This is a genomic window from Bradyrhizobium genosp. SA-4 str. CB756 (assembly GCF_000473125.1).
GTDB lineage: Bacteria > Pseudomonadota > Alphaproteobacteria > Rhizobiales > Xanthobacteraceae > Bradyrhizobium > Bradyrhizobium arachidis.
This window is the reverse complement of the sequence record NZ_KI421499.1, coordinates 1083285-1108601: the sequence shown is the minus strand read 5'-3', so window position 1 is coordinate 1108601 and position 25317 is coordinate 1083285. Positions and strand designations below refer to the sequence as shown.

General features: G+C 63.4%; 25 protein-coding genes. 8 read left to right on the top strand and 17 right to left on the bottom strand.

Annotated elements, in window-relative coordinates:
• Positions 1-3 precede the first annotated feature (3 nt).
• From BRAGE_RS0105340 to BRAGE_RS0105330, 3 genes are all read right to left on the bottom strand, one after another.
• Entirely contained in the window at positions 4-2355 is a 2352-nt protein-coding gene (locus tag BRAGE_RS0105340) for a bifunctional salicylyl-CoA 5-hydroxylase/oxidoreductase (RefSeq protein WP_027562492.1), read from the bottom strand.
• Between the two features lie 101 nt (positions 2356-2456).
• Positions 2457-3293 carry an enoyl-CoA hydratase family protein gene (locus BRAGE_RS0105335; RefSeq protein ID WP_027562491.1) on the bottom strand — a complete coding sequence of 279 codons (837 nt, stop codon included), beginning with the start codon at positions 3291-3293 and terminating at the stop codon, positions 2457-2459.
• 40 nt (positions 3294-3333) lie between these two features.
• Positions 3334-4095 carry an SDR family NAD(P)-dependent oxidoreductase gene (locus BRAGE_RS0105330; protein WP_027562490.1) on the bottom strand — a complete coding sequence of 254 codons (762 nt, stop codon included), beginning with the start codon at positions 4093-4095 and terminating at the stop codon, positions 3334-3336.
• A 216-nt stretch (positions 4096-4311) separates the two neighbouring features.
• Between BRAGE_RS0105330 and BRAGE_RS0105325 the strand changes: the two genes are divergently transcribed.
• Genes BRAGE_RS0105325 through BRAGE_RS0105305 form a run of 5 tightly spaced genes read left to right on the top strand, consistent with a single transcriptional unit; the run spans position 4312 to position 10021 of the window.
• The gene (locus tag BRAGE_RS0105325; protein ID WP_051377699.1) at positions 4312-5115 is read left to right on the top strand and encodes an alpha/beta fold hydrolase; all 804 of its coding nucleotides are present in this window, start codon (positions 4312-4314) and stop codon (positions 5113-5115) included.
• 6 nt (positions 5116-5121) lie between these two features.
• Entirely contained in the window at positions 5122-6411 is a 1290-nt protein-coding gene (locus BRAGE_RS0105320; RefSeq protein WP_027562488.1) for an acyl-CoA dehydrogenase family protein, read from the top strand.
• 2 nt (positions 6412-6413) lie between these two features.
• A complete protein-coding gene (locus BRAGE_RS0105315; protein ID WP_027562487.1) occupies positions 6414-7940 on the top strand; it encodes a class I adenylate-forming enzyme family protein in 1527 nt (508 codons plus the stop codon).
• Complete coding sequence (locus BRAGE_RS0105310; RefSeq protein WP_027562486.1) at positions 7937-9025, top strand: NAD/NADP-dependent octopine/nopaline dehydrogenase family protein; 1089 nt, start codon at positions 7937-7939, stop codon at positions 9023-9025. Before BRAGE_RS0105315 ends, BRAGE_RS0105310 begins: the two co-directional genes overlap by 4 nt.
• Positions 9026-9028: 3 nt before the next feature.
• Entirely contained in the window at positions 9029-10021 is a 993-nt protein-coding gene (locus BRAGE_RS0105305; RefSeq protein WP_027562485.1) for a 3-hydroxybutyryl-CoA dehydrogenase, read from the top strand.
• Here BRAGE_RS0105305 and BRAGE_RS0105300 read toward each other — a convergent pair.
• From BRAGE_RS0105300 to BRAGE_RS0105275, 6 genes are all read right to left on the bottom strand, one after another.
• Entirely contained in the window at positions 10018-11064 is a 1047-nt protein-coding gene (locus BRAGE_RS0105300; protein WP_027562484.1) for a peptidase M29, read from the bottom strand. The two genes, BRAGE_RS0105305 and BRAGE_RS0105300, sit on opposite strands and share 4 nt — an antisense overlap.
• A gap of 37 nt (positions 11065-11101) precedes the next feature.
• Positions 11102-11869, bottom strand: a complete 768-nt coding sequence (locus tag BRAGE_RS0105295; RefSeq protein WP_027562483.1) for an ABC transporter permease — start codon at positions 11867-11869, stop codon at positions 11102-11104.
• The gene (locus tag BRAGE_RS0105290) at positions 11866-12651 is read right to left on the bottom strand and encodes an ABC transporter permease (protein WP_027562482.1); all 786 of its coding nucleotides are present in this window, start codon (positions 12649-12651) and stop codon (positions 11866-11868) included. Before BRAGE_RS0105290 ends, BRAGE_RS0105295 begins: the two co-directional genes overlap by 4 nt.
• The gene (locus tag BRAGE_RS0105285; RefSeq protein ID WP_035729415.1) at positions 12648-13493 is read right to left on the bottom strand and encodes an ABC transporter ATP-binding protein; all 846 of its coding nucleotides are present in this window, start codon (positions 13491-13493) and stop codon (positions 12648-12650) included. Before BRAGE_RS0105285 ends, BRAGE_RS0105290 begins: the two co-directional genes overlap by 4 nt.
• Positions 13494-13618: 125 nt before the next feature.
• Complete coding sequence (ilvD, locus tag BRAGE_RS0105280) at positions 13619-15313, bottom strand: dihydroxy-acid dehydratase (RefSeq protein WP_027562480.1); 1695 nt, start codon at positions 15311-15313, stop codon at positions 13619-13621.
• A gap of 77 nt (positions 15314-15390) precedes the next feature.
• Positions 15391-16389 (bottom strand): ABC transporter substrate-binding protein, encoded by a 999-nt coding sequence (locus BRAGE_RS0105275; protein ID WP_027562479.1) that lies wholly within the window; start codon positions 16387-16389, stop codon positions 15391-15393.
• A 167-nt stretch (positions 16390-16556) separates the two neighbouring features.
• Here BRAGE_RS0105275 and BRAGE_RS0105270 point away from each other — a divergent pair, with 167 nt between their 5' ends.
• A complete protein-coding gene (locus BRAGE_RS0105270; RefSeq protein WP_027562478.1) occupies positions 16557-17465 on the top strand; it encodes an NAD(P)-dependent oxidoreductase in 909 nt (302 codons plus the stop codon).
• A gap of 29 nt (positions 17466-17494) precedes the next feature.
• Here BRAGE_RS0105270 and BRAGE_RS0105265 read toward each other — a convergent pair whose 3' ends face one another.
• The 6 genes from BRAGE_RS0105265 to BRAGE_RS57540 form a co-directional block, all read right to left on the bottom strand.
• Complete coding sequence (locus BRAGE_RS0105265; RefSeq protein WP_027562477.1) at positions 17495-18052, bottom strand: flavin reductase family protein; 558 nt, start codon at positions 18050-18052, stop codon at positions 17495-17497.
• A 9-nt stretch (positions 18053-18061) separates the two neighbouring features.
• Positions 18062-19261, bottom strand: coding sequence for an acyl-CoA dehydrogenase family protein (locus tag BRAGE_RS0105260; protein ID WP_027562476.1), 1200 nt, complete (start codon positions 19259-19261; stop codon positions 18062-18064).
• A 119-nt stretch (positions 19262-19380) separates the two neighbouring features.
• Positions 19381-20643, bottom strand: a complete 1263-nt coding sequence (locus BRAGE_RS0105255) for a CaiB/BaiF CoA transferase family protein (RefSeq protein ID WP_027562475.1) — start codon at positions 20641-20643, stop codon at positions 19381-19383.
• Between the two features lie 201 nt (positions 20644-20844).
• Positions 20845-21204: a GNAT family N-acetyltransferase gene (locus tag BRAGE_RS47785; protein ID WP_084334724.1), complete on the bottom strand. Its 360-nt coding sequence runs from the start codon at positions 21202-21204 to the stop codon at positions 20845-20847.
• Between the two features lie 46 nt (positions 21205-21250).
• Positions 21251-21550, bottom strand: coding sequence for a hypothetical protein (locus BRAGE_RS0105245; RefSeq protein WP_027562474.1), 300 nt, complete (start codon positions 21548-21550; stop codon positions 21251-21253).
• Complete coding sequence (locus BRAGE_RS57540; protein ID WP_283808053.1) at positions 21547-21678, bottom strand: hypothetical protein; 132 nt, start codon at positions 21676-21678, stop codon at positions 21547-21549. The genes BRAGE_RS0105245 and BRAGE_RS57540 overlap by 4 nt, the downstream gene beginning before the upstream one ends.
• Before the next feature lie 684 nt (positions 21679-22362).
• Here BRAGE_RS57540 and BRAGE_RS0105235 point away from each other — a divergent pair.
• Complete coding sequence (locus BRAGE_RS0105235) at positions 22363-22560, top strand: hypothetical protein (protein ID WP_027562473.1); 198 nt, start codon at positions 22363-22365, stop codon at positions 22558-22560.
• Positions 22561-22703: 143 nt separating this feature from the next.
• Complete coding sequence (locus tag BRAGE_RS0105230) at positions 22704-24230, top strand: FAD-dependent monooxygenase (RefSeq protein WP_027562472.1); 1527 nt, start codon at positions 22704-22706, stop codon at positions 24228-24230.
• Between the two features lie 198 nt (positions 24231-24428).
• On the opposite strand, the gene BRAGE_RS47780 is transcribed toward BRAGE_RS0105230, so the two are convergent.
• The gene (locus BRAGE_RS47780; RefSeq protein ID WP_231164092.1) at positions 24429-24686 is read right to left on the bottom strand and encodes a hypothetical protein; all 258 of its coding nucleotides are present in this window, start codon (positions 24684-24686) and stop codon (positions 24429-24431) included.
• Between the two features lie 124 nt (positions 24687-24810).
• Positions 24811-25098 carry a hypothetical protein gene (locus tag BRAGE_RS0105220; protein WP_027562471.1) on the bottom strand — a complete coding sequence of 96 codons (288 nt, stop codon included), beginning with the start codon at positions 25096-25098 and terminating at the stop codon, positions 24811-24813.
• Between the last annotated feature and the right edge of the window lie 219 nt (positions 25099-25317).

Below are 25317 nucleotides of genomic sequence, written 5' to 3'. Positions count from 1 at the left end.
CGGTCACTCCGCCGCAAGCGGCTTTGTCGCCTCCGCCTTGAGCTCGGCCCGGGTCTTGGGCTTAGCCTTAATTCGCAGCTCCTCGAGATCCTGCCGGTCGCGAACGCTGTTGCGGAAGATCTGGTCCTTGCCGGGCAGATATTGCGGCGGGCAGAACGCATTGTTCGCCCCGTACCAGGCCGCCGCCTTCATGGTGAAGAAGGGATCAACCAGATGCGGACGCCCGAGGGCAACGAGGTCCGCCCGCCCGGCAGCCAGAATGGTGTTGGCCTGGTCCGCCGTCGTGATGTTGCCGACGCACATGGTGGCGACGCGGGCCTCGTTGCGGACCTGATCGGAGAACGGCGTCTGGAACATGCGGCCGTAGACCGGCTGCGCATCGCGCACCGTCTGCCCGGTCGAGACGTCGACGAGATCGACACCGGCCTCGGCAAAGGCGCGCGCGATCGCCACCGCATCGTCGCCGGTGACGCCGCCATCCGCCCAGTCGGTTGCAGAGATACGGACCGACATCGGCTTGTGTGATGGCCACACCGCGCGCAGCGCCTCGAACACCTCGAGCGGGAAGCGCAGGCGGTTTTCGAGCGAGCCGCCATATTCATCCGTCCGGGTGTTCGTCAGCGGGGAGATGAAGCTTGCCAGCAGATAGCCGTGGGCGCAGTGCAGCTCCAGCATGTCGAAGCCGCAGCGCTCGCCACGCTCGGCTGCTGCGACGAAAGCATCCCTCACGCCGTTCATGCCGGCACGATCGAGCTCACGCGGCACCTGGCTGTCGGGGAAATATGGCAGCGGTGATGCCGAGACCACGTCCCAGCCGCCCTGCTCCAGCGGACGGTCCATGCCGTCCCACATCAATTTGGTCGCACCCTTGCGGCCGGCGTGCCCGAGTTGCAGACAGATCTTTGCGGCCGAGTTGCCGTGGACGAATTCCACGATGCGGCGCCAAGCAGCTTCCTGCTCGTCGTTCCAAATGCCGGCGCAGCCGGGTGTGATCCGGGCATCGCGGCCGACGCAGGCCATTTCCGTGAAGATCAGGCCGGCGCCGCCAATGGCGCGCGAGCCGTAATGCACCAGATGGAAATCGCCCGGCACGCCCTCCTTGGCCGAATACATGCACATCGGCGACATCACCGCGCGGTTGGCGATCTCCATCTCGCGCAGACGGAACGGCTGGAACAGCGGAACCATCGGCGTGTCGGTGCTGACATCGAAGCCGCTATCGCGCACCTGCTTGGCGAAGGACTTTTCGACCTCGGCGACGAAATCGGGCGCACGAAGTTTGAGATTGTCGTAGGTGATCGCCTTCGAGCGCGTCATCACGCCAAAGGCAAACTGCACGGGATCGAAGTCCCAGAAGCGGTCGACGTGCTCGAACCAGACCAGCGAGACGTCGGCGGCATGCTGGGTCTTCTCGACCTCCTCGCGGCGGCCGTGCTCATAGACTTCCAGCGCGGCCTTGACGCTGGGCGTGTTCTGCATCGCCTCGGCGAGCGCGATCGCGTCTTCCATCGCGAGCTTGGTGCCGGAGCCGATCGAGAAATGCGCGCTCGCCTTGGCATCGCCAAGCAGCACCATGTTGTCCTTGACCCAGCGCTTGCTGCGGATCATCGGAAAATTGCGCCACATCGAGCGGTTCGTCAGCAGCTTATGCCCGTCGAGGAACCAGCCGAAGATGTCGGCCATCCGCGCGGCGGACTCCTGCTCGTTCAGCCCGGTCAGCCCTGCCCGCTCGAACGTCTCCGGATCGGTTTCGAAGATCCAGGTCGAGTGACCGGCTTCGTACTGGTAGGCATGAGCGATGAACGGCCCCCACTCCGTCTCCTGGAAGATGAAAGTGAAGGCGTCGAGCGGCCTAGTCGACCCCATCCAGGCGAACTTGTTGGTGCGGAGATCGAGTTCCGGCTGGAAGTGATCGACATGTTTCTCGCGGAAGCGGCTGTTGATGCCGTCGGCAAGCAGGATGAGGTCTGCGTCGGCGAATCGGGACTCGTCGTCGATGTCCACTTCGAAATGCAGGCTGACGCCAAGCTCGCGCGCCCGCTCCTGCAGGATCAGAAGCAGCTTCTGTCGCGAGCAGCCGCAAAACCCGTTACCGCCGACCCGATGCACGGTGCCGCGGAAGTGCACGGCGATGTCGTCCCAATAGGCGAATTCCTGGGTGATGCGGCGGTAGCTCGGAAGATCGTGCTTCTCGAAATTGTCCAGCGTGGCATCGGAGAACACCACGCCGAAGCCGAAGGTGTCGTCGGCGCGGTTGCGCTCATACACGGTGACGTCGGCGCTCGGGCGCTGCTTCTTCAGCAGGATCGCCGCATAAAGACCCGCAGGTCCGCTACCGATGATCGCGACTTTCATGGGAGCCTCGCCAATTCATCCGGCCATGAAACTATTTTAAGCCTAAAATAATTTCTGGCAAGTCCCCGTTTCCGCGACGGCGGCGGCCGAGAGACCGCCGCTCAGTCGCCCCTGAAGACCGGCTTGACCTTGTTGGCGAAAGCCTCGAAAGCGCGCTCGAAATCCGCCGTCGTCATGCACAGCGCCTGGGCAACGGCTTCCGCTTCGATTGCCTCCTCAACCGACATCGCCCATTCCATCGCCAGCATCCGCTTGGTCATGGTGTTGGCGAAGGTCGGCCCCTCCGCGACCTGCTTGGCCAGGATTTGCGCCTGCGGCAGTACCTGTTCCGGTGTGACGATGCGGCTGAAGAAGCCCCAACGCTCGCCCTCTTCCGCGGTCATGAACCGGCCGGTGTAGAGCAGCTCGGACGCGCGGGACTGGCCGATGATCCGCGGCAGGATGGCACAGGCTCCCATGTCGCAGCCGGCAAGGCCGACCTTGTTGAACAGGAATGCCACCTTGGCCCCGCTCGCTGCGAGCCGCATGTCAGATGCCATGGCGATGATCGCACCGGCGCCGGCGCAGATGCCTTCGACCGCGGCCACGATCGGTTGCGGGCAGGCCCGCATCGCCTTGACGAGATCGCCGGTCATCCGCGTGAAGGCGGTGAGCCCCTTGGTGTCCATCTTCACGAGTGGACCGATGATCTCGAACACGTCACCGCCGGAGGAGAAATTGCCGCCCGCGCCGGTGACGACGATGGATTTGACCGCGTCGTCGAAGGCACAGGCGCGGAAGAAGTCGGTGAGCTCGCGGTAGCTTTCGAACGTCAGCGGATTCTTCCGGTCGGGCCGATTGAGCGTCACGGTGGCAACGCCGTCGACCACGGCCAGCAGGAAGTGCTGCGGCGAGTAGTCCGCGAGCGGCACGGTCACGGGATTGGCTGGTCTGCTCATACGGTCTCCTTGCTTTCCTCGTCCGCGCCTTTTCCGTGCGCTAGATCTCACCACCGGCCACGGCAATCGCCTGACCCGTAATCGCACCGGCGCCCTCGCTGCACAGCCAGAGCACGGCATTCGCCACTTCCTGCGGCGTGATCAAGCGCCCCTGAGGATTGTGCTTAGCGAGTTCCGCGATCGCCTGCTCGCGGCTTCGCCCTGTCTTCTTCATGATGTTCTCGATGCTGCCGGCGACGAGATCCGTATCGGTGAAACCGGGACAGATCGCGTTCACGGTCACGTTGCTGCCGGCCATCTCCAGGGCAAGCGATCGCACCAGCCCGACCACGGCGTGCTTCGCGGCCGTATACGCGCTCACATAGGCATAACCTTTCAGCCCAGCCGTCGATGCAATCGCGACGATCCGGCCATACGGCCGATCCTTCATCCCAGGCAGCACTGCCTGGACGGCATGGACAACGCCCATGAAATTGACGTCCATCATGCGCGCAAAGAGCGCACTGTCAGACTTGGAGAACGGCGCGGATTCGGCGCTACCCGCGTTGGCGATAAGGATATCGATCGGCTTTCGCTTGTGCGCTTCGGCTATGGCAGCTTTCAATGATGCTTCGTTCGAGACGTCGGCAACGGCCGCGAAATGCGCAGCACCCACGTTGATCGCCTCTTCGAGCGTAGCGGCATTCCGGCCCAGCACTGTCACGGTGGCGCCGGCCCCGACAAGTGAGGCGGCGATCGCACGGCCGATGCCGCGGCCGCCACCGGTCACCAGCGCGTGCGGCGAATGCGGCAATCCGGACATGCGCTGGCTCCCTGAAAATCTGCTGATCGCTCCCCGGATATATTTTAAACTTCAAATTTTTGCAACGAAAGCGCTGAACAGCATCGCTGAACGCCCGCGCGCGACAGACCGGCCCGAAAATTGCTTTAAGTATAAAATTATCGCTTCCCATCGCCCACAGGCCTGTTAGCATCGCAGGGCCAAGCAAAAGGATGTCGCGTGTCGCAGCCTGCGCCAATGATAACAAGGGACGGACGCTTCGCCTATGAGGCCGCGGGCGATCCGGGCGCGATTCCCCTGATCTTCCTGCATGGCATTGGCGGTGCGGCACGGGCCTGGCGGCAGCAACTCGCCACATTCGGCAAACGCTTCCGAACAATCGCATGGGACATGCCGGGCTATGGCGGGTCGGCGCCGCTCGCCAGCGTCAGCATCGCTGCCCTGGCCGATGCGCTCCAGCACTTCATCGAGCAGATCGGCGCAAACAGACCCATTCTGGTTGGCCACTCGATCGGCGGCATGATCGTCCAGAAATGGCTGGTGCAATCGCCGAAGCTGGCGCGCGCGGTGGTCCTCGCGCAGACCAGCCCGGCCTTCGGCAAGGCCGATGGCGACTGGCAGAAATCGTTCATCGCAGCGCGGCTTGGGCCGCTCGATCGCGGCGAGACGATGAAGTCGCTGGCGCCGTCGCTGGTGAATGAGCTTGTCGGCGAAGGTCCCGATCCCCAGGGTATGGAACTTGCGCGCGAGTGCATGGCAAGCGTGCCGGAGGCGAGCTACCGCGCCATGATGCTGGCGCTGATCGGGTTCGATCAGCGCAGCACGCTCAAGGACATTTCCGTGCCGACTCTGCTGCTGTCCGGCTCCAGGGACAACAATGCGCCCGCGCCGATGATGGCGAAGACGGCCACCTACATTCCTTCGGCTGAATATGTCGAGCTCGCCGGCGTCGGCCATCTCGCCAATCTTGAACGGCCTGCTGCCTTCGATGACGCCCTCGGCCGGTTCCTGAACTCCGTCGCGGACCAAAGCGTAAGGTGATGCGCAATGACCATGCAAGTCAGCAAGACGATCGGCACGACTGACAAGGTCGCGCTGGATGCGCCGATCTTCGATCCCGTCGCCTTTCGCTTGAGCGACGAGCAGGCCGGCATCATCACGCGCGCGCGGGAGATCGGCCAGAGCGTGTTCGCCGGCCGCGCCGCCACTTACGATCGCGAGGCGATCTTTCCGACCGAAAACTATCGCGATCTGCACCGCGTCGGTCTGCTCGGCATCGCCGTGCCCAAGAAGCACGGCGGGCTTGGCGCAAACTACCAGACCTATGCCCTGGCGGCCGCCGAGATCGGCCGCTATTGCGGCGCGACGGCGCTGACCTGGAACATGCATGTCTGCTCGACTCTGTGGTCGGGCCCACTCGCCGACGACCTCGACATGGACGCGGAGACCCGCGCCGAGCACGAGCGCCGTCGCGCCGTTCACTACAAGCGCATCGTCGAGGATGGCGCGATCTATTCGCAGCCCTTCTCCGAAGGCGGTGCGGCAGCCGCGGGCGGCGTCGCCTTCGGCACGGAAGCAAGGCCAGTCGAAGGCGGCTGGATCGTCAAGGGCAAGAAGATCTTTGCATCGCTCTCCGGCCACGCCGACTATTACGGCGTGCTCTGCACCGAGATCGAGGAAGGCGAGAAAGCCTCGCGCCGCAACACGCTCTACCTTGCGATCTCCGCGAAATCGGAAGGCGTCTCGGTCGTCGGCGACTGGGACCCGCTCGGCATGCGCGGCACCGTCTCGCGCACGCTGCTGTTCAAGGATGTCTTCGTTCCGGAAGATTCTGCGCTGATGCCGCGCGGCGTCTATTTCCAGGCCGCGATGCGCTGGCCGCACATGTTCCTGACGCTGTCGCCGACCTATATGGGCCTCGCGCAGGCCGCCTATGATTTCACGGTGCGCTATCTTCGTGGCGAGGTGCCGGGCATGCCGCCGGTCAAGCGGCGGATGTACCCGACCAAGCAGATCGCAGTCGCGCAGATGCAGATCAAGCTCGAGCAGATCAAGGCGATCTGGTTCCAGGCGGTCACGGAAGCGCACGCCAATCCGAGCAAGGAGCAGGTGCTGCGCGCCTACGCCGCGCAATATTCGGTGATGGAGGGCGCCAATGAGCTCGCGGCGCTCGCGATCCGCACTTGCGGTGGTCAAGCCATGCTCCGCTCGCTGCCGCTCGAGCGCATCTATCGCGACAGCCGTTGCGGCTCGCTGATGCTGCCCTGGACGGCCGAGCTCTGCCTCGACCGCATCGGCCGCGAGGCGCTGTACGAGACCGGCGAGACGGACGACTGACGGTGGACCTCTGTAGTCTGATCGATCGCAACGCGGCGTTTGCGCCAGACAAGACAGCCATCGTCTTCGAGGGAGAGCGGCTCAGCTACGCGGCGTTCGCCTCACGCATCGAACAGACCGCTACGGCGCTGAAGCAGGAGCTCGGCGTCGGCCGCGGCGATCGCGTTGCGATCTTGAGCCTGAACCGGCCGGATTATCTGGTTCTGCTCTACGCCTGTGCGCGGCTCGGCGCGATGCTGGTGCCGCTGAACTGGCGGCTGGCCGTCGCCGAGCAGCTCTTCATCCTCACCGATGCCGGCGTCAAAGTGCTGGTGCTGGAGCAGGCATTCGAAGGTGTGCTCTCCGAGCTTGCGCGGGGGACTGCTGTGGTCGGCCTCGATTTCGCGCCGCCGCGCGGAACGACGTTTGAAAGCCTGCTGACCCGCAGCGAGGGAAATGGCCGCAATCCGCACACCGATCTCTCCTGCCCGCTCCTGATCGTCTACACGTCAGGCACGACCGGGCGTCCAAAAGGGGCGGTGCTACGTCAGGAGGCGCTGTTCTGGAACGGCGTCATGAGCCAGCACATGCACAACATGACGTCCAACGATCATGTGCTGACGGTGCTGCCGTTCTTCCATGTCGGCGGCCTCAATATCCAGACCACCGCAGCGCTCCAGCTGGGTGCGACCGTCACGATCCATGCCCGCTTCACGCCGGATACCGCGCTTGCCGCGATCCAACGCGAGCGACCGACTCTCACGGTGATGGTGCCGGCGATCATCCAGGCCGTGAGCGAGCATCCCTCATGGGCGGCTACCGATCTCTCATCGCTGAAAGCCGTCGCCACCGGTTCGACCATCGTGCCACCGCACCTGATCGACCGCTTCGTCGCGCGTGGTGTGCCGGTGCTCCAGGTCTACGGTTCGACGGAGACCTGCCCCATCGCCGTCTACACACGCCTCGGCGGCGATCTCTCGCGGGCGGGATCGACCGGACTTGCGGGACTGTGCTGCGAAGCGAAGGTGATCGACCAAGCGGGCCACGAGGTGCCAGCAGGCACCCCGGGCGAGATCGCGGTGCGCGGGCCCAACGTGTTCTTCGAATATTGGGGCAATGCAGACGCTACGCGCGACGCCCTGAACGAGGGCTGGTATCGCACGGGCGATATCGGGCTGTGCGACGCCGACGGCTATTTCTGGGTTCGCGACCGCAAGAAGAACATGATCATTTCGGGCGGCGAGAACGTCTACCCGGCCGAGGTCGAGCGCGTCCTGCTCGAACACCCAGATGTCAGCGAATGCGCCGTGATCGGCCGGCCCGATCCGCGCTGGGACGAAGTGCCCGTCGCCTATGTGATCCCGCGATCCGGCTGCCGGCTCGAAGCGGAGGAATTGCGAGCGCACCTTCAGGCGCAGCTCGCGCGTTACAAGGTTCCGCGCGATATCGTCTTCGTTACCGATTTGCCGCGCACGGCGCTGGGCAAGGTCCAGCATTTCCTGCTGAAGCAGCTTGATGCGCAGTCGCGCGCGCAAGGAGAAGCATCTTGAAGATTGCGGTTCTAGGTGGGGGAAACGGCTCTTTCGCGGCCGCAGGCGATTTTGCGCTGTCCGGCCATGACGTCCGGCTCTGGCGCCGCGATGCCGATCAGGTCGCGGCACATCGTGCCGCCGGCTCGCGCATTCTGGTGAAGGATCATAACGGCAGGCACGATGTGAAGCTTGCACTGGTCACGACCGACATCGGCGAAGCCGTCAGCGGGGTCGAGCTGATCCTGTGCCCTGCTCCCGCCTTCGCGCAGCCGGATATCGCCCGCCTGCTCGCGCCGCATTTGCGGGACGGCCAGGTCGTGTTTCTGCCGCCGGCAACCTTCGGATCGATGATCTTCGCTCGGGCCGCAAGGGATGCCGACAACCACGCCAAGGCCAGCTTCGCCGAGACCGGCACGCTGCCCTGGCTGACGCGGAAGCACGGGCCGTTCGAGGTCGCGATCACCATCCGCGCCAAACGGCTGCCGGTCGGCGTGTTTCCACTCGATCAGGCACCGCACGCACTCGAAGTGATTGGACGCGCCTTCCCCGATGTAATCGAGCCGTGCGGAGATGCTCTCTCCGGCGCACTGATGAACGCAGGCCCGATCATCCACCCGCCGCTGATCGTGATGAACGCAGGTCCGATCGAGCATTTTGAGCGGTGGGACATCCACAAGGAGGGTACCCAGGCCGCGATCCGCCGGGTGACGGACGCACTCGACGCCGAGCGGATCGCCGTGCGCGAGGCGCTCGGATATGGCGCGCCGCATTTCCCGCTGGCGCATCACTATGCGAAGGAAGGGGAGATCTGGATGTATGGCCGCGGCTCGCACGACCGCCTGACCGATTCCGGGGACTGGCGCGAGCGGATCATACTGACCGAGCATCGCTATATGCGCGAGGATCTACGGCTTGGATTATCGCTGCTGGTCTCTGCCGCGACACTGGCCGGCGTCACAACGCCGCTAGCAAAAGCGTTTCTGGCCATTGGCGGCGCCATTTGCGACGAGGATTTTGCGCAGGGTGGCCGAACGCTCGAAACGCTTGGCCTCGGCGGTCTCCACAAGGCTGAGTTGCAGACGCTGCTTCGCGAAGGATTCTGACCGATGACTCGTCGCGCCAACATCGTCTGTCTCGGGGCCGGCCGCATGGGGCGCGGCATCGCCGTCGCGTTCGCCTACGCGGGTCACATCGTCACGATGATCGACATCAAGGCCCGTTCGGCGGAAGATTTCGTCAAGCTGGAAGCGGACGCGCTCGGCGAAGTCAGGAAGACCTTTGCGAGCCTCTCGAAACTGGGGTTGCTGACCGAGGCGGATGTCGATCCGCTCATTGCGCGGGTCTCGGTGGTACCAGCTAGCCAGAGCGATGCGGCGCTGGCCGAGGCCGGAATGGTCTTCGAGGGCGTTCCTGAGGTCGTCGAGCTCAAGCGCGAAGTGCTGGGCGCGGCTTCAAAACAGGTCGGCCCGGATACGATCATCGCATCGACCACGTCGACCATCCTCGTCGACGATCTCTCGGGCGCGATCGTGAACCCGCGCCGCTTCCTCAACGTGCATTGGCTCAATCCGGCCTACCTGATCCCGCTGGTCGAGGTTTCGCCCGGCACGGCTACCGATCCCTCCATCATCGACGAGGTCAAGACGTTGCTTGAAGGCATCGGCAAGGTGCCGGTGGTCTGCGCCGCGACGCCCGGCTTCATCGTGCCCCGCATCCAGGCGCTGGCGATGAACGAAGCCGCGCGCATGGTCGAGGAAGGCGTCGCCAGCGCCGAGGAGATCGACAAGGCGATCCGCTACGGTTTTGGTTTCCGCTATGCCGTGCTCGGACTGCTCGAATTCATCGACTGGGGTGGTGGCGATATCCTCTACTACGCCAGCCGGTATCTCGAAGGCGCACTCGGCAGCGATCGGTATCGCGCGCCGGACGTCATATCGCGCAACATGCGTGAAGGCCGGATCGGACTGCGCACCGGCGCCGGCTTTCTCGACTATTCCGGCATGGACGTCGATGCCTATCGCGCAAAACGGCTTCAAGCCATGGTGGACCTGCTCCGGCACTTCGACCTGGCTCGCCCGCCCGTGCTCGATCGCAGCTAGCCGAAAACGTCCTGAAGCACGCCTTCCCGCACAACCGCGACGCCATCGAGCTCGATGGTCGTTCCCATCATCGGCAAATCAAAGTGCCCTGCAGTATAGCGGCCGGCAAACTCATTCGCGCCGGTCGAAAACAGGAAGTTGCCGGAGACGGCGCGGATCTCGGTGCCGTTGGTGTCGCGCTGATCGTACATCGAGAGCGCTTCGTAGCGCGCGCCCGGGTTCATACCGAAACCGACATGTGAGACTGCATAGGCCTCGCGATCACCCCAGGCGGCAAGATAGGCGCGCATCATCGCAGCATCCGTGCCCTCGCCTTCCAGCTCGACGACGTAATCGTCCTTCAAGGTCATCTTCACCGGCGAGGTCAGATAGCGCTTGAAAGTCAAATTGATGTCGCCGGGCGCCATCACCAGCGTGCCGTTGATCGTCCCGCTCTTGGGGAAGCTGACGACGATGCCGCCGGGCCAATGCGCCAGCGTGCCGGGCTTGTCGGTCCAGCCCCAGACGCCGACCGTGGACGCACCGACCATGTCAACGTCGAGCGCTGTGCCGGCCTTCGAGGTCACCTTCATCCGCTTGGTCCCACGTAGCATCTTCGCCGCCGCGCGCACGCGCTTCTCGAGCGCGGGATCCGGCACCATCCGTTCCAGCGCCTCGGGATGCTCGTTGGAGATCACCAGGATACGTGCACCGGCCTTGAGGATCTCCGGCGTCTCCACCGCATGCATCAGGCCCTCGATGGTGCAATCTACCACGAAGCCGGCCTGCTGAAGCGCCGTGATGACCGGGCCAAGCTTCTGGATCGCTTCGCTGGCTCCCGTCGAGCGAACCGGAACGATATTGCGGTTGCGCGGCGTCGGCATCACTACATGGAACGGCCGCGCACCCATGCGCAGCAGCGCGAGTTCCGCCAGATGCACGTTCAAGGGGCGCGACTGGGTTTCCGAGAGGATCGCCGCGGTATCGCCGGCCTTGACGGCGCAACGCTCAAAGATCTCGCAAAACGCGTCGATCCATTTTGCTTCGATGCGATCAGCCAGCATGATTCACTCCCGGTCTTTTGGTTTCTTGTTCGTCAGATCACGCCTCAGGGAAGCCCCGCAGCAGGTACGAGCGCACCGCCCCGAGCAGCCCGTTCAGGATCAGGCCCAGCAGCGAGATCGTGATCAGCGGCACGAACATGTCGACGGCCTGAAAGGTTCGAGCCGCCGTGACGAGCGCATGGCCCAGTCCGTCCGTCGATGTGATCATCTCGGCCAGAAACACCACGATACATGAAATGACAAGGCCAATCCGGCAACCGGTCAGGATCGACGGCATTGCCGCCGGAAGCACCACTTTGAACAGGATTTCGTACCGCGGTGTCCCCGCGGCCATCGCCGACCAGATCAGCTTCTGCTCGACGGTCGACGCGCCGTAATAGGTGGAGAGCAGGATAGGAAAAAGTGCGTCGGCAGCCACCAGCGTGATCTTCGATCCGTGGCCAAAGCCGAGCAGCAGCAAGAGCGCCGGATACAGCGCAACCTTGGGCAATGGCGCCAATACGCGCACGATCGGCCGAACCACGGCATTGATCGCGGGACTGGCTGCGGCAGCGATGCCGATGCTGACACCGAGCACCACCGCAATCGCGAAGCCGGCGAACAGCCGGATCAGGGTCGCCGCGATCTCCTGCTGAAATGTCCACGTTACGAGCTGCTGGAGCAACCGGCTGAAGACGAACCCCGGCGGCGGCAGCAAGACCACAGGCGCAAAGCCGAACGATACGAGGCCTTGCCACAGCGCGATCACCAGCACGATCGGCGCAAGCCCGAAGATGACGTTTGTGGGGAGAAGGCGCGAGGTCATGAGAAGCTCAGCGGCATGTCGAACTGAGGCTCGGACCAGCGCACCAGCCGCGCGCGGATCCGCTCGAAGATCGCATCGAGGCAGATGCCCATAGCTCCGACGATGATGATCATCGCAAAGACGGTGTCGTACTGCCCCATGTCGAGCGCGTTGAAGAGGATGTTGCCGGCGCCGGACTGGCGGGCGATCATCTCGCTCGTGATCATCGTGATCAGCGCCAGCACGAGCCCGGTGCGGCACCCGGTCAGGATTTCCGGCAACGCCGCCGGCAGCACGATCCGGGCCAGGCGTTGCGGGGGTGAGAGTCCCATCGCAGCGCCTGACCACAACATCTTCTCTTCGACCGCCTTGGCGCCCTCGAAGCTGTGGTAGATCACCGGCAGGCTCACGCCGAGGAAGATCACCAGTGTCTTCGTGATATCGCCGACGCCGAGCCACAGCATGATGATCGGCATCAGGGCTGCTTTCGGCACCGGGTAGATCACCATCAAAAGCGGATTGAAGAAGGCCGCGACGGCCCGGCTGCGGCCCATCAACAGGCCGAGTGGAATCGAAAACAGAACAGCGATGCCGAACCCGATCGCCATGCGGCGGAGCGAGGCAAGGATGTTGATGAGAGAATCCTTGTCGCCAAGGATGTCCGGAATCGCGCGGATCGCCTCGAGCGCCGTTGGAAAGCTGTCGTTCTTCAGCGCAACCGAGGCGACCTGCCACACCGCCAGCAAGCCGATGCAGGCGAGCACCGGGGCAACGCGTCTCAGCAAGGCGGCTGGCGTCATCATGAGGGCGACCCGGCCTCGTCGCTCTCGTCGAACATGCGCTCGATGTCGACAACGTATTTCTGGTAGCGTGGGTCGAGCAACAGCTCGTTACGCCGGCGCGGCCGTGGCAAGTCGATGTCGATCACCTGCCTGATGCGGCCGGGCGATTTCGACATCATCACGACCTTGTCGGAGAGGAACACTGCTTCGTCGACCGAGTGGGTGACGAACAGCACCGTCTTGCGATCACGCTCCCAGATATTCAGGAGATCGTTCTGCAGCCGCGTCCGGGTGTGCGCGTCCAACGCGCCGAACGGCTCGTCCATCAGCAGGACTTCAGGATGGTAGGCGAGCGTCCGGGCCAACGCGACGCGCTGCTTCATACCGCCGGACAGCTCCTTGGGGTAAAAGTTCTCAAAGCCCTTGAGGCCGACCATCTCGATCAGGGCCCGGCTCTGCGCTTCTGCCTCGGTGGCTCGTACACCTTTCTGACGCGGGCCATACATCACATTGCCCAGCACGGTCTTCCAGGGAAACAGTGCGAACTCCTGGAAGACCGGCCCACGATCCGGCCCGGGTCCCGTGATCGCCCGTCCCTTGATCTTCGCCGCGCCGCTGGTCGGGCTGACGAAACCGCCGACGATGTAGAGCAAGGTCGACTTGCCACAACCGGACGGACCGAGGATGGAGACGAAGGCGCCCTCGTCAATCGTCAGCGAGATGTCCGATAGCGCCAGATGATCCCTGCGCGCCGAGGTTTGAAAGACCTGCGAGACGCGGTCGATCTCGATGATCGCAGAAGCCGGCTTTTTTGACGTCACCGCTCCCACCCATTCGCTCGACCTCGAAGCCACTATCGTCATCCCGTCTCCCGCGTTACTCGCGCGCGAACGTCGCGCGGCGGATCTGCTGAACGTCCTCCATCAGCGGCACGAGCTTAGCAAGAAACCTGCCAGACAGGCGGACGTTTTCGCAAGACGGCGGCGCTTCATTCGAACCATGGCCATTCTGCCGGGCCTTCATGCGTGACGGCTCCGCCCGGCGCCTGCCCGACCAGCCGCGCATATTTTGCAAGCGCACCCGCGCGATGGCGCGGCGGGCGCTGTTTCCAGTCCTGTCGGCGTAAAACGAGTTCCTGCTCGTCGACCAGCAGATCCATCCGCCGGTTTGCAGCATCGATCCGGATCCTGTCGCCATCACGAACGAGTGCGAGAGGACCACCGACAAACGCTTCCGGAGACACGTAGCCGATGCACATGCCGCGGGTCGCGCCGGAGAACCGGCCATCGGTAATGAGGGCCACCTTCTCGCCCATGCCCTGCCCGTAGATCAGCGCGGTGACGCCGAGCATCTCTCGCATGCCGGGGCCGCCGACCGGCCCTTCATTGCGGATCACGAGAACCTCGCCCGCCTTGTAGCTGCGGTCGCGAACCGCTTTGACACAGGCTTCCTCGTCTTCGAACACGCGCGCGACGCCCTCGAAGAACTGGCTCTTCAAGCCGGCGACCTTGATGACCGCACCGTCGGGACAGAGATTGCCCTTCAGCACCGCCACGCCGCCATCGGGCATGATCGGCGCACGAGATGCGTAGACGACCTCGCCATCGGGCGCGTTCGCCGCGCCATATTCTTCAGCGAGTGTGCGGCCCGTGATGGTGATGCAGCTGCCATCGATATGCCCGCTCTGGATCAGCTCGCGGATCACCACGGCCGCGCCGCCGATATCGTAAACGTCCTTTGCCGTATACTTGCCGCCCGGCCGCAGATTCCCGATCAGCGGCGTTCGGGCAAAAACCTCGCCGACGTCGTCGATCGTGAATGCAATGGCGGCCTCGTTCGCAATCGCCGGCAGATGCAGGGCGGCATTGGTCGAGCCGCCGGTCGCGGCAACGATCGCCGCGCCATTCTCGAGGGATTTCCGCGTCACGATGTCGCGCGGCAGCGGACCGCCGCGTTCCAGCATCTCCATGATCAGCCGGCCGGCGCGTCGCGAGATCTGTGCGCGCTCGGCATAGACACCCGGCACCATCGAGACGTTGGGAATGGTCAGGCCCATCGCCTCGGAGACCATGCCCATGGTGTTCGCGGTGAACTGGCCGGCGCACGCGCCGATGGTCGGCAAGCAAGCACGCTCGATCCGCTCAAGCGTCTCGCCATCGATCTCACCGGTCATGAAACTGCCGACAGCCTCGTAGGAATCGAGCACCGTCAGCGTCCGTCCGTCCACGCGGCCCGGCAGCGAGCTGCCGCCGTAGATGAAAATGGACGGGACGTTGCAGCGAACCATGCCCATCATCACGCCGGGAAGCGTCTTGTCGCATCCGCCATATCCGATGAGCGCATCGTAGGCGAGACCATGGACGACGGCCTCGATCGAGTCGGCGATCAGCTCGCGCGAAAACAGGGAGAACTTCATCCCCTCGTGATTCATGCTGATGCCGTCGGACACCGAGATCGTCGAGAATTCGCGCGGCGTACCGCCGGCCTCCTCAATTCCTGTCTTGGCCGCGGCCACCTGGAAGTCGTGCGTCATGTTGCAGGGCGTCTGCTCGCCCTTCATGCTGACGACGCCGACCATCGGCTTGGCAATCGCCGCATCGTCGAGCCCCATTGCGCGCATGAAGGCGCGATGCGGGGCCCGATCGAGGCCGTCTGTCGTGACTCGTGATCGCAACTTTTTCATACGAGCATCTTCTTCATGCAACGTCCCGGATCACCCGGGACGTTGCGATCTCCTTTGTTCGACGTACGGCCGCTCGCCTATTCCAGCGGGGCGACAATTGTCGGATGCTTGAACTGCGCCGCGTCCAGCTTCGGCAACATTCCCGTCTCGGCGTAGATGTCCAGCATCTTCTGGATCGCCGGAAAGTTTGGCGCGGCACCAGGATCGCGACCGAAATCATTGTCCTTGAGCAGATAGGTCTCCAGCACCGGAATGGGCGCCTTCAAGACCTCATTGACAACCTTCAGCGTCTCTTCGCGGTTCGCCAGCGCCTTTTTCATGCCCGAGGTGATGTCGCGGACATAGGCCTTGACCACCTCCGGGTTCTTATCGACGAAATCGGCGCGGCACGCTTCCAGGATGTGCACGATGTTCGGCATCGCCTGCGACAGCGAGAACAGTTTCCTTGTTCCGCCCTTGGCCTCTGCGCGCGCGGCAAACGGCTGGTTCATGTTGACCGCATCGACGCGGCCCTGGCGCAGGGCATCCTCGGAGACGGCAAAGCCGACCTCGACCAGTTTGATATCCTTGGCCGGGTCGACGCCATTCTGCTTCAGCAGCAGATTGAACGGCCCTTGCGTGCCGCCGCCAATCACGGAGATGCCGACCGTCTTGCCTTTGAGGTCCGCGATCGTCTTGATCGGCGAGTCATCCATCACCGCCCAGTAGACCGAGAAGCCGCCGGGTTTCTCGAACACGTGCTGCGCCACGATATAGGCCTTGAGGTTGCCGCCGACCACGCCGTTGGCGAGCGACAGCGGCGCCTGCGTCGCGCAGTCCAGCGCGCCGGCCGCCAAAGCCTGCGTCATCGGCGCGGTACCCTGAAACTGGGTCCATTCGATGTTGTAGGTCTTGCCGAGGTTGGGAAACTCAGCCGGGCGGCGCATCATCCAGTACTTGGATTCCTCGGCTGGGATCGTCCAGCCAACGCGGAGCGTCTGCTGTGCCCATGACGGGCTCGCGCCAGCGGTCACGGCTGCTGCCGCTCCCAAAGCCAGAATCCACTTCGAAACGCTCCACCTCGAAACGGTTCGCATCGTGCCCACTCCGCTGCTCCAGCGCCGACAGGCGCCACCCAACCCGACTGCCGCAAATGTTTCATGGTTCAAACAATCAAGCAAGCCATGCGGGTTGGACGGTTTCGCCGTCCGGCCTGCCATGTATGGTAAGGCGACGTTTGCGCTGCGACAGAAAGAGGCAACCTATGGCTGATGCGAGCAAGACAAACCCGCAAGGCGTCGAGAGGCTCGGCTATCTCGGCCTTGGGCTGATGGGCACACCCATGACCCGGCGCCTGCTCCAGGCCGGCTACCAAGTCAGCGTCTGGAATCGCTCGGAGGGCAAGATCACTCCACTCGTCGAGGCTGGTGCAAGGCGTGCAGCCACCCCTCGTGACGTCATGGCGACCTCGGACATCGTGTTCATGTGCGTCACGGATGCCGCCGCCGTCGAAGAGGTGATTTTCGGGCCCGAGGGGCTTTCCACGGCGCCCGGCGCGGAAAAGCTCGTCGTCGACTTCTCATCGATCCATCCTGACGCCGCGCGCGACCTTGCGAAGCGATTGAGGGCGGCGAACGGCGCGGGCTGGATCGACGCGCCGGTATCCGGCGGCACCAAGGGCGCCGAGGAAGGCACGCTTGCAATCATGGCCGGCGGGGAAGCGGCTGACATCGAACGGGTGCGACCCTATGTGCTGGCCATGGCCCGCAGGTTCACCCACATGGGCCCTACCGGGGCCGGCCAGACCACTAAGCTCTGCAATCAGGTGATCGTCGGTTGCGCGATGGCCGTGCTTGCGGAAGCAACACGCCTTGCGGCGAATGCCGGCATTGACGCCAACCGGTTGCCCGAAGCGCTCGCGGGCGGCTTTGCGGATTCCATTCCGCTTCAGCTGTTCGTGCCGCGGATGGCCCAGGGCATTCACTCCCCGCCTCTTGGGCACATTGCCACGATGCTCAAAGACCTCGATACGGTCGCCGACGTCGCGCAGACGACGTCGACGCCGGTGCCGATGGCGTCGCTGGCCGGACAGCTATTCAGGCTGGCCAAGGCCGCCCGCGGCGCGGAAGCGGATGCGCTGGAAATCTACAAGCTCTCGGCAGCAGAGCGCTAGGCCATCGCGCGGCTCGCAGCACGTCACTGCTACTTCTTGCGCTCGTCGTCCGTCAGGAACCGGCCATACGTCCCACGCGCAAACAGCAGCGGCTCGCTGGCGTTGTAGTCATAGGCCTCGACCGCGCCGAGAAAGATCACGTGATCGCCGCCATAGTAGCGATTGACGGATCGGCATTGAAAATTGGCGACGCTGTCGGCGAGCACCGGCGCATTGCCGAGGCCCGGTGTCCAGTCAACGCCGGCGAACTTATCCTCGGATGATTTCGCAAACTTGTTCGCTAACCCCTGCTGCGAAGTGCCGAGCACGTGAACGGTGAAATGGCTGGCGTTCTGAAACACGATCAGGCTCGACGAATAGATCCCGAGACTCCAGAGCACCAGAGGGGGATTTAAAGAGACCGACGCGAACGAATTGCAGGTGATGCCATATGGCTTTCCATCCGCGGCCGTGGCCGTGATGATCGTTACGCCCGTTCCGTATGTGCCGAGCGCATTGCGAAAATCGCGGGGGTCGATCGACGAGCTGTCGCTCGCAAGCTCATTGGCAGGATCGGGGACGGCCGGCTGCTTCGGCAGGTCAGTCATCGGCCGGCCTCACAGCGTGAGGTTCTCGGACGGTAGCCCGAGAGCCACGCGTCCATAGTTGGTTCCGGCCGCATCGAAGTTGAATGCAAGATGCGAGTTGATGGCGTGGGCGTCACGGAATTGCCGCTGCAACACGCCCGTCGTGAACAGGCCGCGCGCTCCGCTCGCCGCAAACAGCATCGAGACCGCCTCGGTGCACAGATTCACCGAAAAGGCTCCGTCGCGTCGATATCTGGTCTTCGTCGCCATATCGGGAATATGACGGTGTCTCGCATTCCCAACGGCTTCGATACAGGCCGAGCGCATGATCAGGCGCGCAGCATCAATCTTGGCCGAAGCCTCCGCGATCTTGATCTGTGTGCTTTGGAAATCGCTAAGCTTGGCGCGGTTGTAGGTCGAGATGCGATGACGCGCGACCTCCGCATAATCGTCAAGACACGCTTGCGCATTCCCGAGCGCAACACCGGACAGGACGTAGGGAAACAGCGAGAACACGGGCAGCGTATACGACGGATTGGGATTGACTCCGCTTCCGGGCGTCGGCCCGCCGGCAAGATCGCCGACGGCGACCGTCATGTAGTCGGGCACAAAGGTATCCTTGACCTCGACGTCAGAGGAACCGGTGCCGCGCAATCCCGCGACATTCCAGGTGTCCAGCACCTTGTAATCGCCTTTCGGCAGCAGAAAGATTCGATATTCGATGCCATCAGCCTCGTCGTCGGAGTAGACAACGCTCGCGAGCATGTTCCAGTCGCAGGATGCAACGCCCGACGAGAATGGCCAACTCCCGTGCAGCCGGTATCCACCCTCGACCCTCGTGGCGCGACCGGCCGGAAAAATGAACGAGGACGCAATCAGCGCATCCGGATCGCGACCCCAAACCAGACCCTGCGCCTTCTGCTCGAACATGCCGAGCATCCAGTGATGGCTCGCCAGATTGGCAAGATTCCACGCAACCGACGCGTCCGCCCGTCCGAGCAGCTCGGCGCAATCGACCAGGGCGACGTAGTCGAGCTCGGCACCGCCAACGCGCTTGGGCTGAAGCATCCGGAACAGACCAGCGTCGTGGAGATCTCTCTCGGTTTCCGGCGGAAGATGTCGCAGCTCCTCCGTCCGCGCCGCCCGCTCGCGCAGCTGCGGCAGAAGCCCTCGAGCCTTCGCGATCATGGCCGCATAGGCGCTGCCTTCCGGCCCTGTCGGCTGACCCATGCTCGGCTCCTGGTCAGGCGCCATTCGTGTCCCTCGCTGTCGCCTAGTTATGCGGCGGGAGCATCGCCAAATCAAGCAGATGTGGCGCCAGCGCGTCACGCCTGCTCAAGACTGCAGGTTCAGAGCGACGGCTTGGCTGATCCAAAAGCGCCCTTTTGTGTGAACTCCGAAATCCGACGTTCGTCGTATCCCAGCGTATCACGAAGGACGTCTTCGGTATGCTCGCCCAGCAAGGGTGCCGCTACAGGATCAATCGCACCGGTCAGGCTCATATTAATCGGAGCTTCGATGTTGGGGACCCATTGCGCCGTAGGGTGTGGAATCCGGCTCAAGCGATGGCGCTCCCGGGCCTCCGGCGCGTTGAATCCCTCCTCGACCGTGCGAAGATAGCCAACCGGAATATTGGCCAGCTTCATCTTCGCCATCCAGTTCTCGAGTGTATCGCTCGCAAACACCTCCGCGATGGCGGCCCGCAGCAGCTCCTTGTTCTCGGAGCGTGCCTTGCGCGAGGCGAATTGCGGATCGGTGATCAGATCGGGCCGGTTCAGCACCTCGACCACCAGCCTACGATAGAGGCGATCGTTGGCGCAGGCCATGTAGAGCGGCCCGTCGGAAGCCTCGTAGACGCCGACGGTGGGAGACCCGCTCGGCGAATTGCCGAATCGTCCGGGGTTCTCACCATTAATGAGATAAGCCATGCCGTAGAAGCCGGTCATCCCCATCGCGATGTCAAACAGGGCCACCTCGACATGTTGCCCGCGGCCGAGCCGATCCCGCGCCAAGAGCGCCAGCAGGATCGCGTTGCAGGCGGACATCCCCGTCGCCATGTCCACGATGGGCGGGCCGGTGCGCACCGCCGGGCCATCAGCGAACCCGTTGAGCGACATGAAGCCGCTTTCCGCCTGCGTAATGGGATCGAAACCGGGCCGCGAGGCGAACGGCCCGGTGCGCCCGTAAGCGGAGATCGAGCAATAGACCATCCGCGGATTGAGGGGCGCGACAGCCTCGTAGTCGAGGCCGAACTTCTTCATGACCCCGCTGGAAAAATTCTCGACGACCACATCGGCCTTCCGGATCAGATCCAGCGCGATCTCGCGGGCCTCCGGGACGGCGAGGTCAAGTGCGATGCCGCGCTTGTTGCGGTTCAGGCTGAGATAGGCCGCACTCTCGCCGCCGATTTCGGCATGCTCGTAGGCCCGCGTATCGTCGCCGCCGTCCGGATTCTCGATCTTGATGACGCGCGCGCCGAAATCGGCAAGCGTCTGCGTGCAGGCTGGCCCCGCCACGACGCGCGTGAAGTCCACGACCAGAAGACCATCGAGCGCAGTCGGTCCGCCGGCCGCCCGCGACGAACGTTCAGGCAATTGAGGCTTGGTGGGCATCGACAGCGCTCTCCCTTACATCGGCTTATGGTCGCCGAATTTCCTGCAGCACCAACTTAAAGCCCGGCGTCGCCGGGTTCGCAAGTGCCTCACCCGCATCGCTTCAATACGCAAAAAGGGCCCGGCAGCCGTCAAGCTGCCGGGCCCCTTTTTATGTTGAGAAGATTACCTTCCGCATCACGGGAAACCCGCTCCCATCGTTCAGCGAAGCCATTTCCGCCAATAAAGACTGTACGGCCAGGCCCAGGGCACTTCCGGCTCGAAGAGCCGATAGTTCGCCCGGATGAAGTTATTCGCCGAGATCGGGTTATCCGTCGTGTCGGAGACGATACTGTCCCATCCCACACGCCGTCCCCTCGCCTCGATTGCGCGCATCAGCCTGCACTGAAGGCCGCGCCCCCAGTGCCGCTGCAACACGCCGACCCTGGAGAAGTAACCTCCATTGCGAACGTGCGTCGACGGCACCACGCCGGCAAACGCGACCGCCTCACCACGATGATAGGCCAGCCACCACGCTCCCAGCTCGAATTGCGGCACGGTCGCCGCATCGAAGAACGTCATCTGATGCAGATCGGCCAAGGTATCGGCAATGTCCTCATCGGACGCATCACTTGCCCAGCACGACCTTTACGCAGAGCCAGATGGCGCCCATCAGACCGGTGGCAATCCCCGTGATCACGGCCTTGAACGTGTAGCTCTGCGCCTGCTCCACGCCCTTTCTCCATCTCCGCAGGTGCTGAAAATCAACCCTCAGCTCCTTACGGTCGTCCACTTCGATTCCAAAAGAGGCCAGCGCCGACGCGACAGCCTTCAACACGATCGCATCGATGCTCTCCCGTTGAATCCTGTGCTGCTCAGCGAGCGTTTCGGCGACGATCGCTCGAATCTCGTCGACTTGAAGCTTCACCGCTTGATGATCTTCGCAAGATTCTCGAACTCGCGATTGGCGAAGTAGAAGGACACCACGAGATTGGACGCAATGGCGGCAAAGCCGACTAATGCGTTGGTGGTTATGAGGTCGAGAACATTGTCCAAGACAAGGTGCTTGAGCCCAAGCGCGATCGAGAATCGCGTTAGCGGCCGAGACGCGCGCCGGCGGCATTACGTTATCGCTGCGCATTATGCCGACGAGCACACGGATAGCCATTCTAGCGTGTCTGCGCGCGAGCGAGTGGATCTCGGCCGGGGTGCGCGCCCTCGACATTTTCCTGGTTGCAGCCAAGCGAACTGGTGCACGCTCGAGCTCGCATTCGATGATTTCCTCGTTCACGAGAACGCCTCCTATAGCACGATTGCAACAAGGGCGGCGAGCGCGAGCGATATCAGATAAGCACTCATCATCTCTCCTTCAGAAAAAGATGCGCCGCAGATCGCGTGACGAAGCGCAATCGTTTCGAGCGCGAACCCTATTTCCGGTCTCGGAGACCGCAGCGGCACGAGCGAAAAGCACCAGCGTCGCGAGGCCGGCACGTTCGCAGTGCACGGCCAGCACTGGTTGGGACGTCGGCACGCCGATCGCTCAACGCGGATACGCGAGTGCGTGGCCGGGACGCGTGGGCCACCGTCCGATTCTGGGATCGAAAACGAAAAAGCCCGCCGCGGATTGTCCGCGCGGGCTGAACCAAATTCTTTCGATGATGCGAGTATGCCAATGTTTTGCCCGACGTGTCAAACGAACGAATTGGCGGAAGCAGCGTTAGCCGATCAGGAGCACCGCCAATGACAGTCGAGAGTTCACCCAAGACATCGCGAGATCTGCCGGGACCGAAGCCGCGCGTCGACAAGGAGCGCGACACGCAAGAGGCGATCATCGAGGACGCCGGCGAGAGCGAGGACAACGGCCGCGATCTCGTGCACGGCGATGGCGGCACCATCACTGTTCCCACGAAGCCCGGCGATATGTCGAAGGACGATTAGGCGGACCGGCGACGTGTCAATGCGGCGAGCGCTGACGCGCAAGTCCCTCCTCCCAGCTCAATATGTGGTGCGCAAGGGGCTTGCTTCAAGTCCCCGCTCCTGCCGTAGAACCCCCGCCCAACCACAAGCCGAGGGGTCACCACATGCCTGTATTGCTTCCGACATCCAGCTCGCGCGGCCGAGCCAGCGCAACACGCGCGGCAGCCAGCGGCCATGCGGTCATCATCGCCGGCGGCGGCCCGACCGGGCTGATGCTGGCCGCCGAGCTCGCGCTCGCCGAGGTCGATGTCGCCATCGTCGAGCGGCGCGCGGACCATGAGCTGGTCGGCACGCGCGCCGGCGGCTTGCACGCGCGCAGCATCGAGATCCTCGATCAGCGCGGCATCGCGGATCGCTTCCTGCGCGAGGGACAGATTGCCCAGCTCGCGGGCTTCGCCTGGACCCGGCTCGACATCAGTGATCTGCCGACGCGCCACGCTTACGGCCTCGCGCTGCGGCAGAGCCACATCGAGCGCATCCTGGCGGGCTGGGTCGCCGAGCTCGCCGTGCCGATCTACCGCAACTGCGTGGTGACGGGCTTCGCACAGGACGAAACCGGCATCGACGTGACCCTGTCCGGCGACAAAACGCTGCGGGCGGACTATCTGGTTGGCTGTGACGGCGGCCGCAGCCTGGTGCGCAAGGCGGCCGGCATCGATTTCGCCGGCTCCGATCCGACGCTGAGCAATCTCATGGCCGAAGTCGAGATGAGCGGAGAGCCCGCCTGGGGCCTGCGTCACGACGCGCTCGGCTTTCACGGCCTCAGCAAGACGGAGAGCGGGCGCGTGCTGGTCGTCGTGACCGAAGCAACGCTCGAGCGCACCGGCGAGCCGGACTTGCGCGATCTCAGCGAGGCTCTCGTCGCCGTCTACGGCACCGATTTCGGTCTCAAAAATCCCGCCTGGATCTCCCGCTTCACCGATGCGGCGCGGCAGGTCGTCTCCTATCGTACGGGGCGCGTGCTGCTCGCCGGCGATGCCGCGCACATCCATCACTCCGTCGGCGGGCAAGGCCTCAACACCGGCGTGCAGGACGCGGTCAATCTCGGCTGGAAGCTGGCGCAGGTCGTCAAGGGCATCTCGCCCCAAAACCTGCTCGACACCTACGACGCCGAGCGTCATCCCGTCGCCGCGCGCGTGCTGCGCAACACCAGGGCACAGATCGCCCTGCTCCGCCGCGCCGAGGACGGCCTCAACGCCGCGCGCGACATCATGTCCGAGCTGCTTGCCATGGACGAGCCGCGAAAACGCTTCGGCGCGATGATGAGCGGGCTCGATATCCGCTACGATCTCGGCGAAGGTCATCCACTGCTTGGGCGCCGCATGCCTGATCTCGACCTGGTGATCGAAGGCCGGCCGTTGCGATTATTCACGCTGCTGCACGGCGCGCGAGGCGCGTTGCTCAATTTCGGCGAGGCACGGAATTTCGATACTGCGCCTTGGGCGGATCGCATCAGCGCGATCAACGCCAGCTACGACGGCGCGTGGGAACTTCCCACCATCGGACAGGTCAGCGCGCCCGATATGGTTCTGGTGCGACCCGACGGGCATGTGGCGTGGGTTGGAGACGAGAGCGAAAGCGGACTTGTGGACGCGCTCACGACCTGGTTCGGGTCAGCCGCTGTGGCGTAGGCACTCGGCTCAGAATCCGGACGTTCGCGCGATCGCTGTGGACAGGCTCGTCGACTTTGACAGCCTTCTCGCGTGGCGCGGCGTCCGGCACGTGCGAAAGAGCCTCGCGCATCCACTGAGGCCAAGCGGTCAAATCTGAATTCTGTTTCGACTGCGGCGTGTTGGGAGAGCGTGTGGGCAAAATCGGTGTTTTCACGCTCATCGCAGCACCTTTTCGCGAGGCAGAACCGCTTGCGGCGCTTCCAGCGTCGCGGCCTCATCGATCGCGTTGGTAATCGCTGGAGGGTACTCCGGATGGACGATGACGCGCTCGATCCGATGGATCAGTTCAAGCGGCTCCTGATCGGTTGCCAATGGCTGCACCGGCTTGCCCCAGCCGCGATCGAGAAGGGCGTTCGCGGCGGCAACACGCGCAAATGCAGACGCAGTCTCCCCGAACATGATGGCGGAAAGCACGTTGATTGCAGCTTCGGTCTACACCAGCCTTCGTAACAGGAAAGCCGCCTTGCTTTATCCAAGGCCTTGATGAATTCCGGATGATCATCGCTGTCCGAAAACCACTTTGGTCTCTCCTTCACCATTATCGCCTCCCGACGATCTTGCGCTTGAGAGGCCGAACAGATGACATCTGTGCAGGCTGCCGACGCGGAATGAAGAGACTCTGCACAAGGATGGGCTCGTTGTCGCCCAGCCGCTCCCGCTCCTGGACCAAGCCGCTCATCACCGCGCGCATCTTCATGATCTCCTCCGCAACGAAGGTGCAATCCTCGTCACGCTTGATCTGCTCGTGCATGACCGCTTCCGCCTCACGCATACTTACGCGTAAGGCCCTGATGATACTGCGGATTTTATTGATGCGATTGTCCATGGCCATCTCCGTTCGAAGATGGCAGAATAAGAACAAATCATGAACAATGAGTCAAGGACCAAAGGATAAAAGAGTGGCGGATCATCATCCGGGAAAGTCGTTGTCCGTCGATGTATCAAATGACCACCAAAGGAGCCGGACGCGTTCATGTGCTGGTGTGGACGGCCTCTCATCCCCACGGTTCTATGGCGCTGTCAGCGTCACAGCTAGATGAGAGGA

Excerpts from the sequence above, each read along its gene's own strand:
- BRAGE_RS0105305 (WP_027562485.1), top strand. The coding sequence starts at position 9,029 with ATGACTCGTCGCGCCAACATCGTCTGTCTCGGGGCCGGCCGCATGGGG.
- BRAGE_RS0105255 (WP_027562475.1), bottom strand. The coding sequence starts at position 20,643 with ATGCCCACCAAGCCTCAATTGCCTGAACGTTCGTCGCGGGCGGCCGGC.
- BRAGE_RS0105340 (WP_027562492.1), bottom strand. The coding sequence starts at position 2,355 with ATGAAAGTCGCGATCATCGGTAGCGGACCTGCGGGTCTTTATGCGGCG.
- BRAGE_RS0105220 (WP_027562471.1), bottom strand. The coding sequence starts at position 25,098 with ATGGACAATCGCATCAATAAAATCCGCAGTATCATCAGGGCCTTACGC.
- BRAGE_RS0105320 (WP_027562488.1), top strand. The coding sequence starts at position 5,122 with ATGACCATGCAAGTCAGCAAGACGATCGGCACGACTGACAAGGTCGCG.
- BRAGE_RS0105260 (WP_027562476.1), bottom strand. The coding sequence starts at position 19,261 with ATGGGTCAGCCGACAGGGCCGGAAGGCAGCGCCTATGCGGCCATGATC.
- BRAGE_RS0105265 (WP_027562477.1), bottom strand. The coding sequence starts at position 18,052 with ATGACTGACCTGCCGAAGCAGCCGGCCGTCCCCGATCCTGCCAATGAG.
- ilvD (WP_027562480.1), bottom strand. The coding sequence starts at position 15,313 with ATGAAAAAGTTGCGATCACGAGTCACGACAGACGGCCTCGATCGGGCC.
- BRAGE_RS0105330 (WP_027562490.1), bottom strand. The coding sequence starts at position 4,095 with ATGTCCGGATTGCCGCATTCGCCGCACGCGCTGGTGACCGGTGGCGGC.
- BRAGE_RS0105285 (WP_035729415.1), bottom strand. The coding sequence starts at position 13,493 with ATGACGATAGTGGCTTCGAGGTCGAGCGAATGGGTGGGAGCGGTGACG.
- BRAGE_RS0105230 (WP_027562472.1), top strand. The coding sequence starts at position 22,704 with ATGCCTGTATTGCTTCCGACATCCAGCTCGCGCGGCCGAGCCAGCGCA.
- BRAGE_RS0105295 (WP_027562483.1), bottom strand. The coding sequence starts at position 11,869 with ATGACCTCGCGCCTTCTCCCCACAAACGTCATCTTCGGGCTTGCGCCG.
- BRAGE_RS0105235 (WP_027562473.1), top strand. The coding sequence starts at position 22,363 with ATGACAGTCGAGAGTTCACCCAAGACATCGCGAGATCTGCCGGGACCG.
- BRAGE_RS0105325 (WP_051377699.1), top strand. The coding sequence starts at position 4,312 with ATGATAACAAGGGACGGACGCTTCGCCTATGAGGCCGCGGGCGATCCG.
- BRAGE_RS0105290 (WP_027562482.1), bottom strand. The coding sequence starts at position 12,651 with ATGATGACGCCAGCCGCCTTGCTGAGACGCGTTGCCCCGGTGCTCGCC.
- BRAGE_RS47785 (WP_084334724.1), bottom strand. The coding sequence starts at position 21,204 with ATGACGTTCTTCGATGCGGCGACCGTGCCGCAATTCGAGCTGGGAGCG.
- BRAGE_RS0105300 (WP_027562484.1), bottom strand. The coding sequence starts at position 11,064 with ATGCTGGCTGATCGCATCGAAGCAAAATGGATCGACGCGTTTTGCGAG.
- BRAGE_RS0105335 (WP_027562491.1), bottom strand. The coding sequence starts at position 3,293 with ATGAGCAGACCAGCCAATCCCGTGACCGTGCCGCTCGCGGACTACTCG.
- BRAGE_RS0105270 (WP_027562478.1), top strand. The coding sequence starts at position 16,557 with ATGGCTGATGCGAGCAAGACAAACCCGCAAGGCGTCGAGAGGCTCGGC.
- BRAGE_RS0105275 (WP_027562479.1), bottom strand. The coding sequence starts at position 16,389 with ATGCGAACCGTTTCGAGGTGGAGCGTTTCGAAGTGGATTCTGGCTTTG.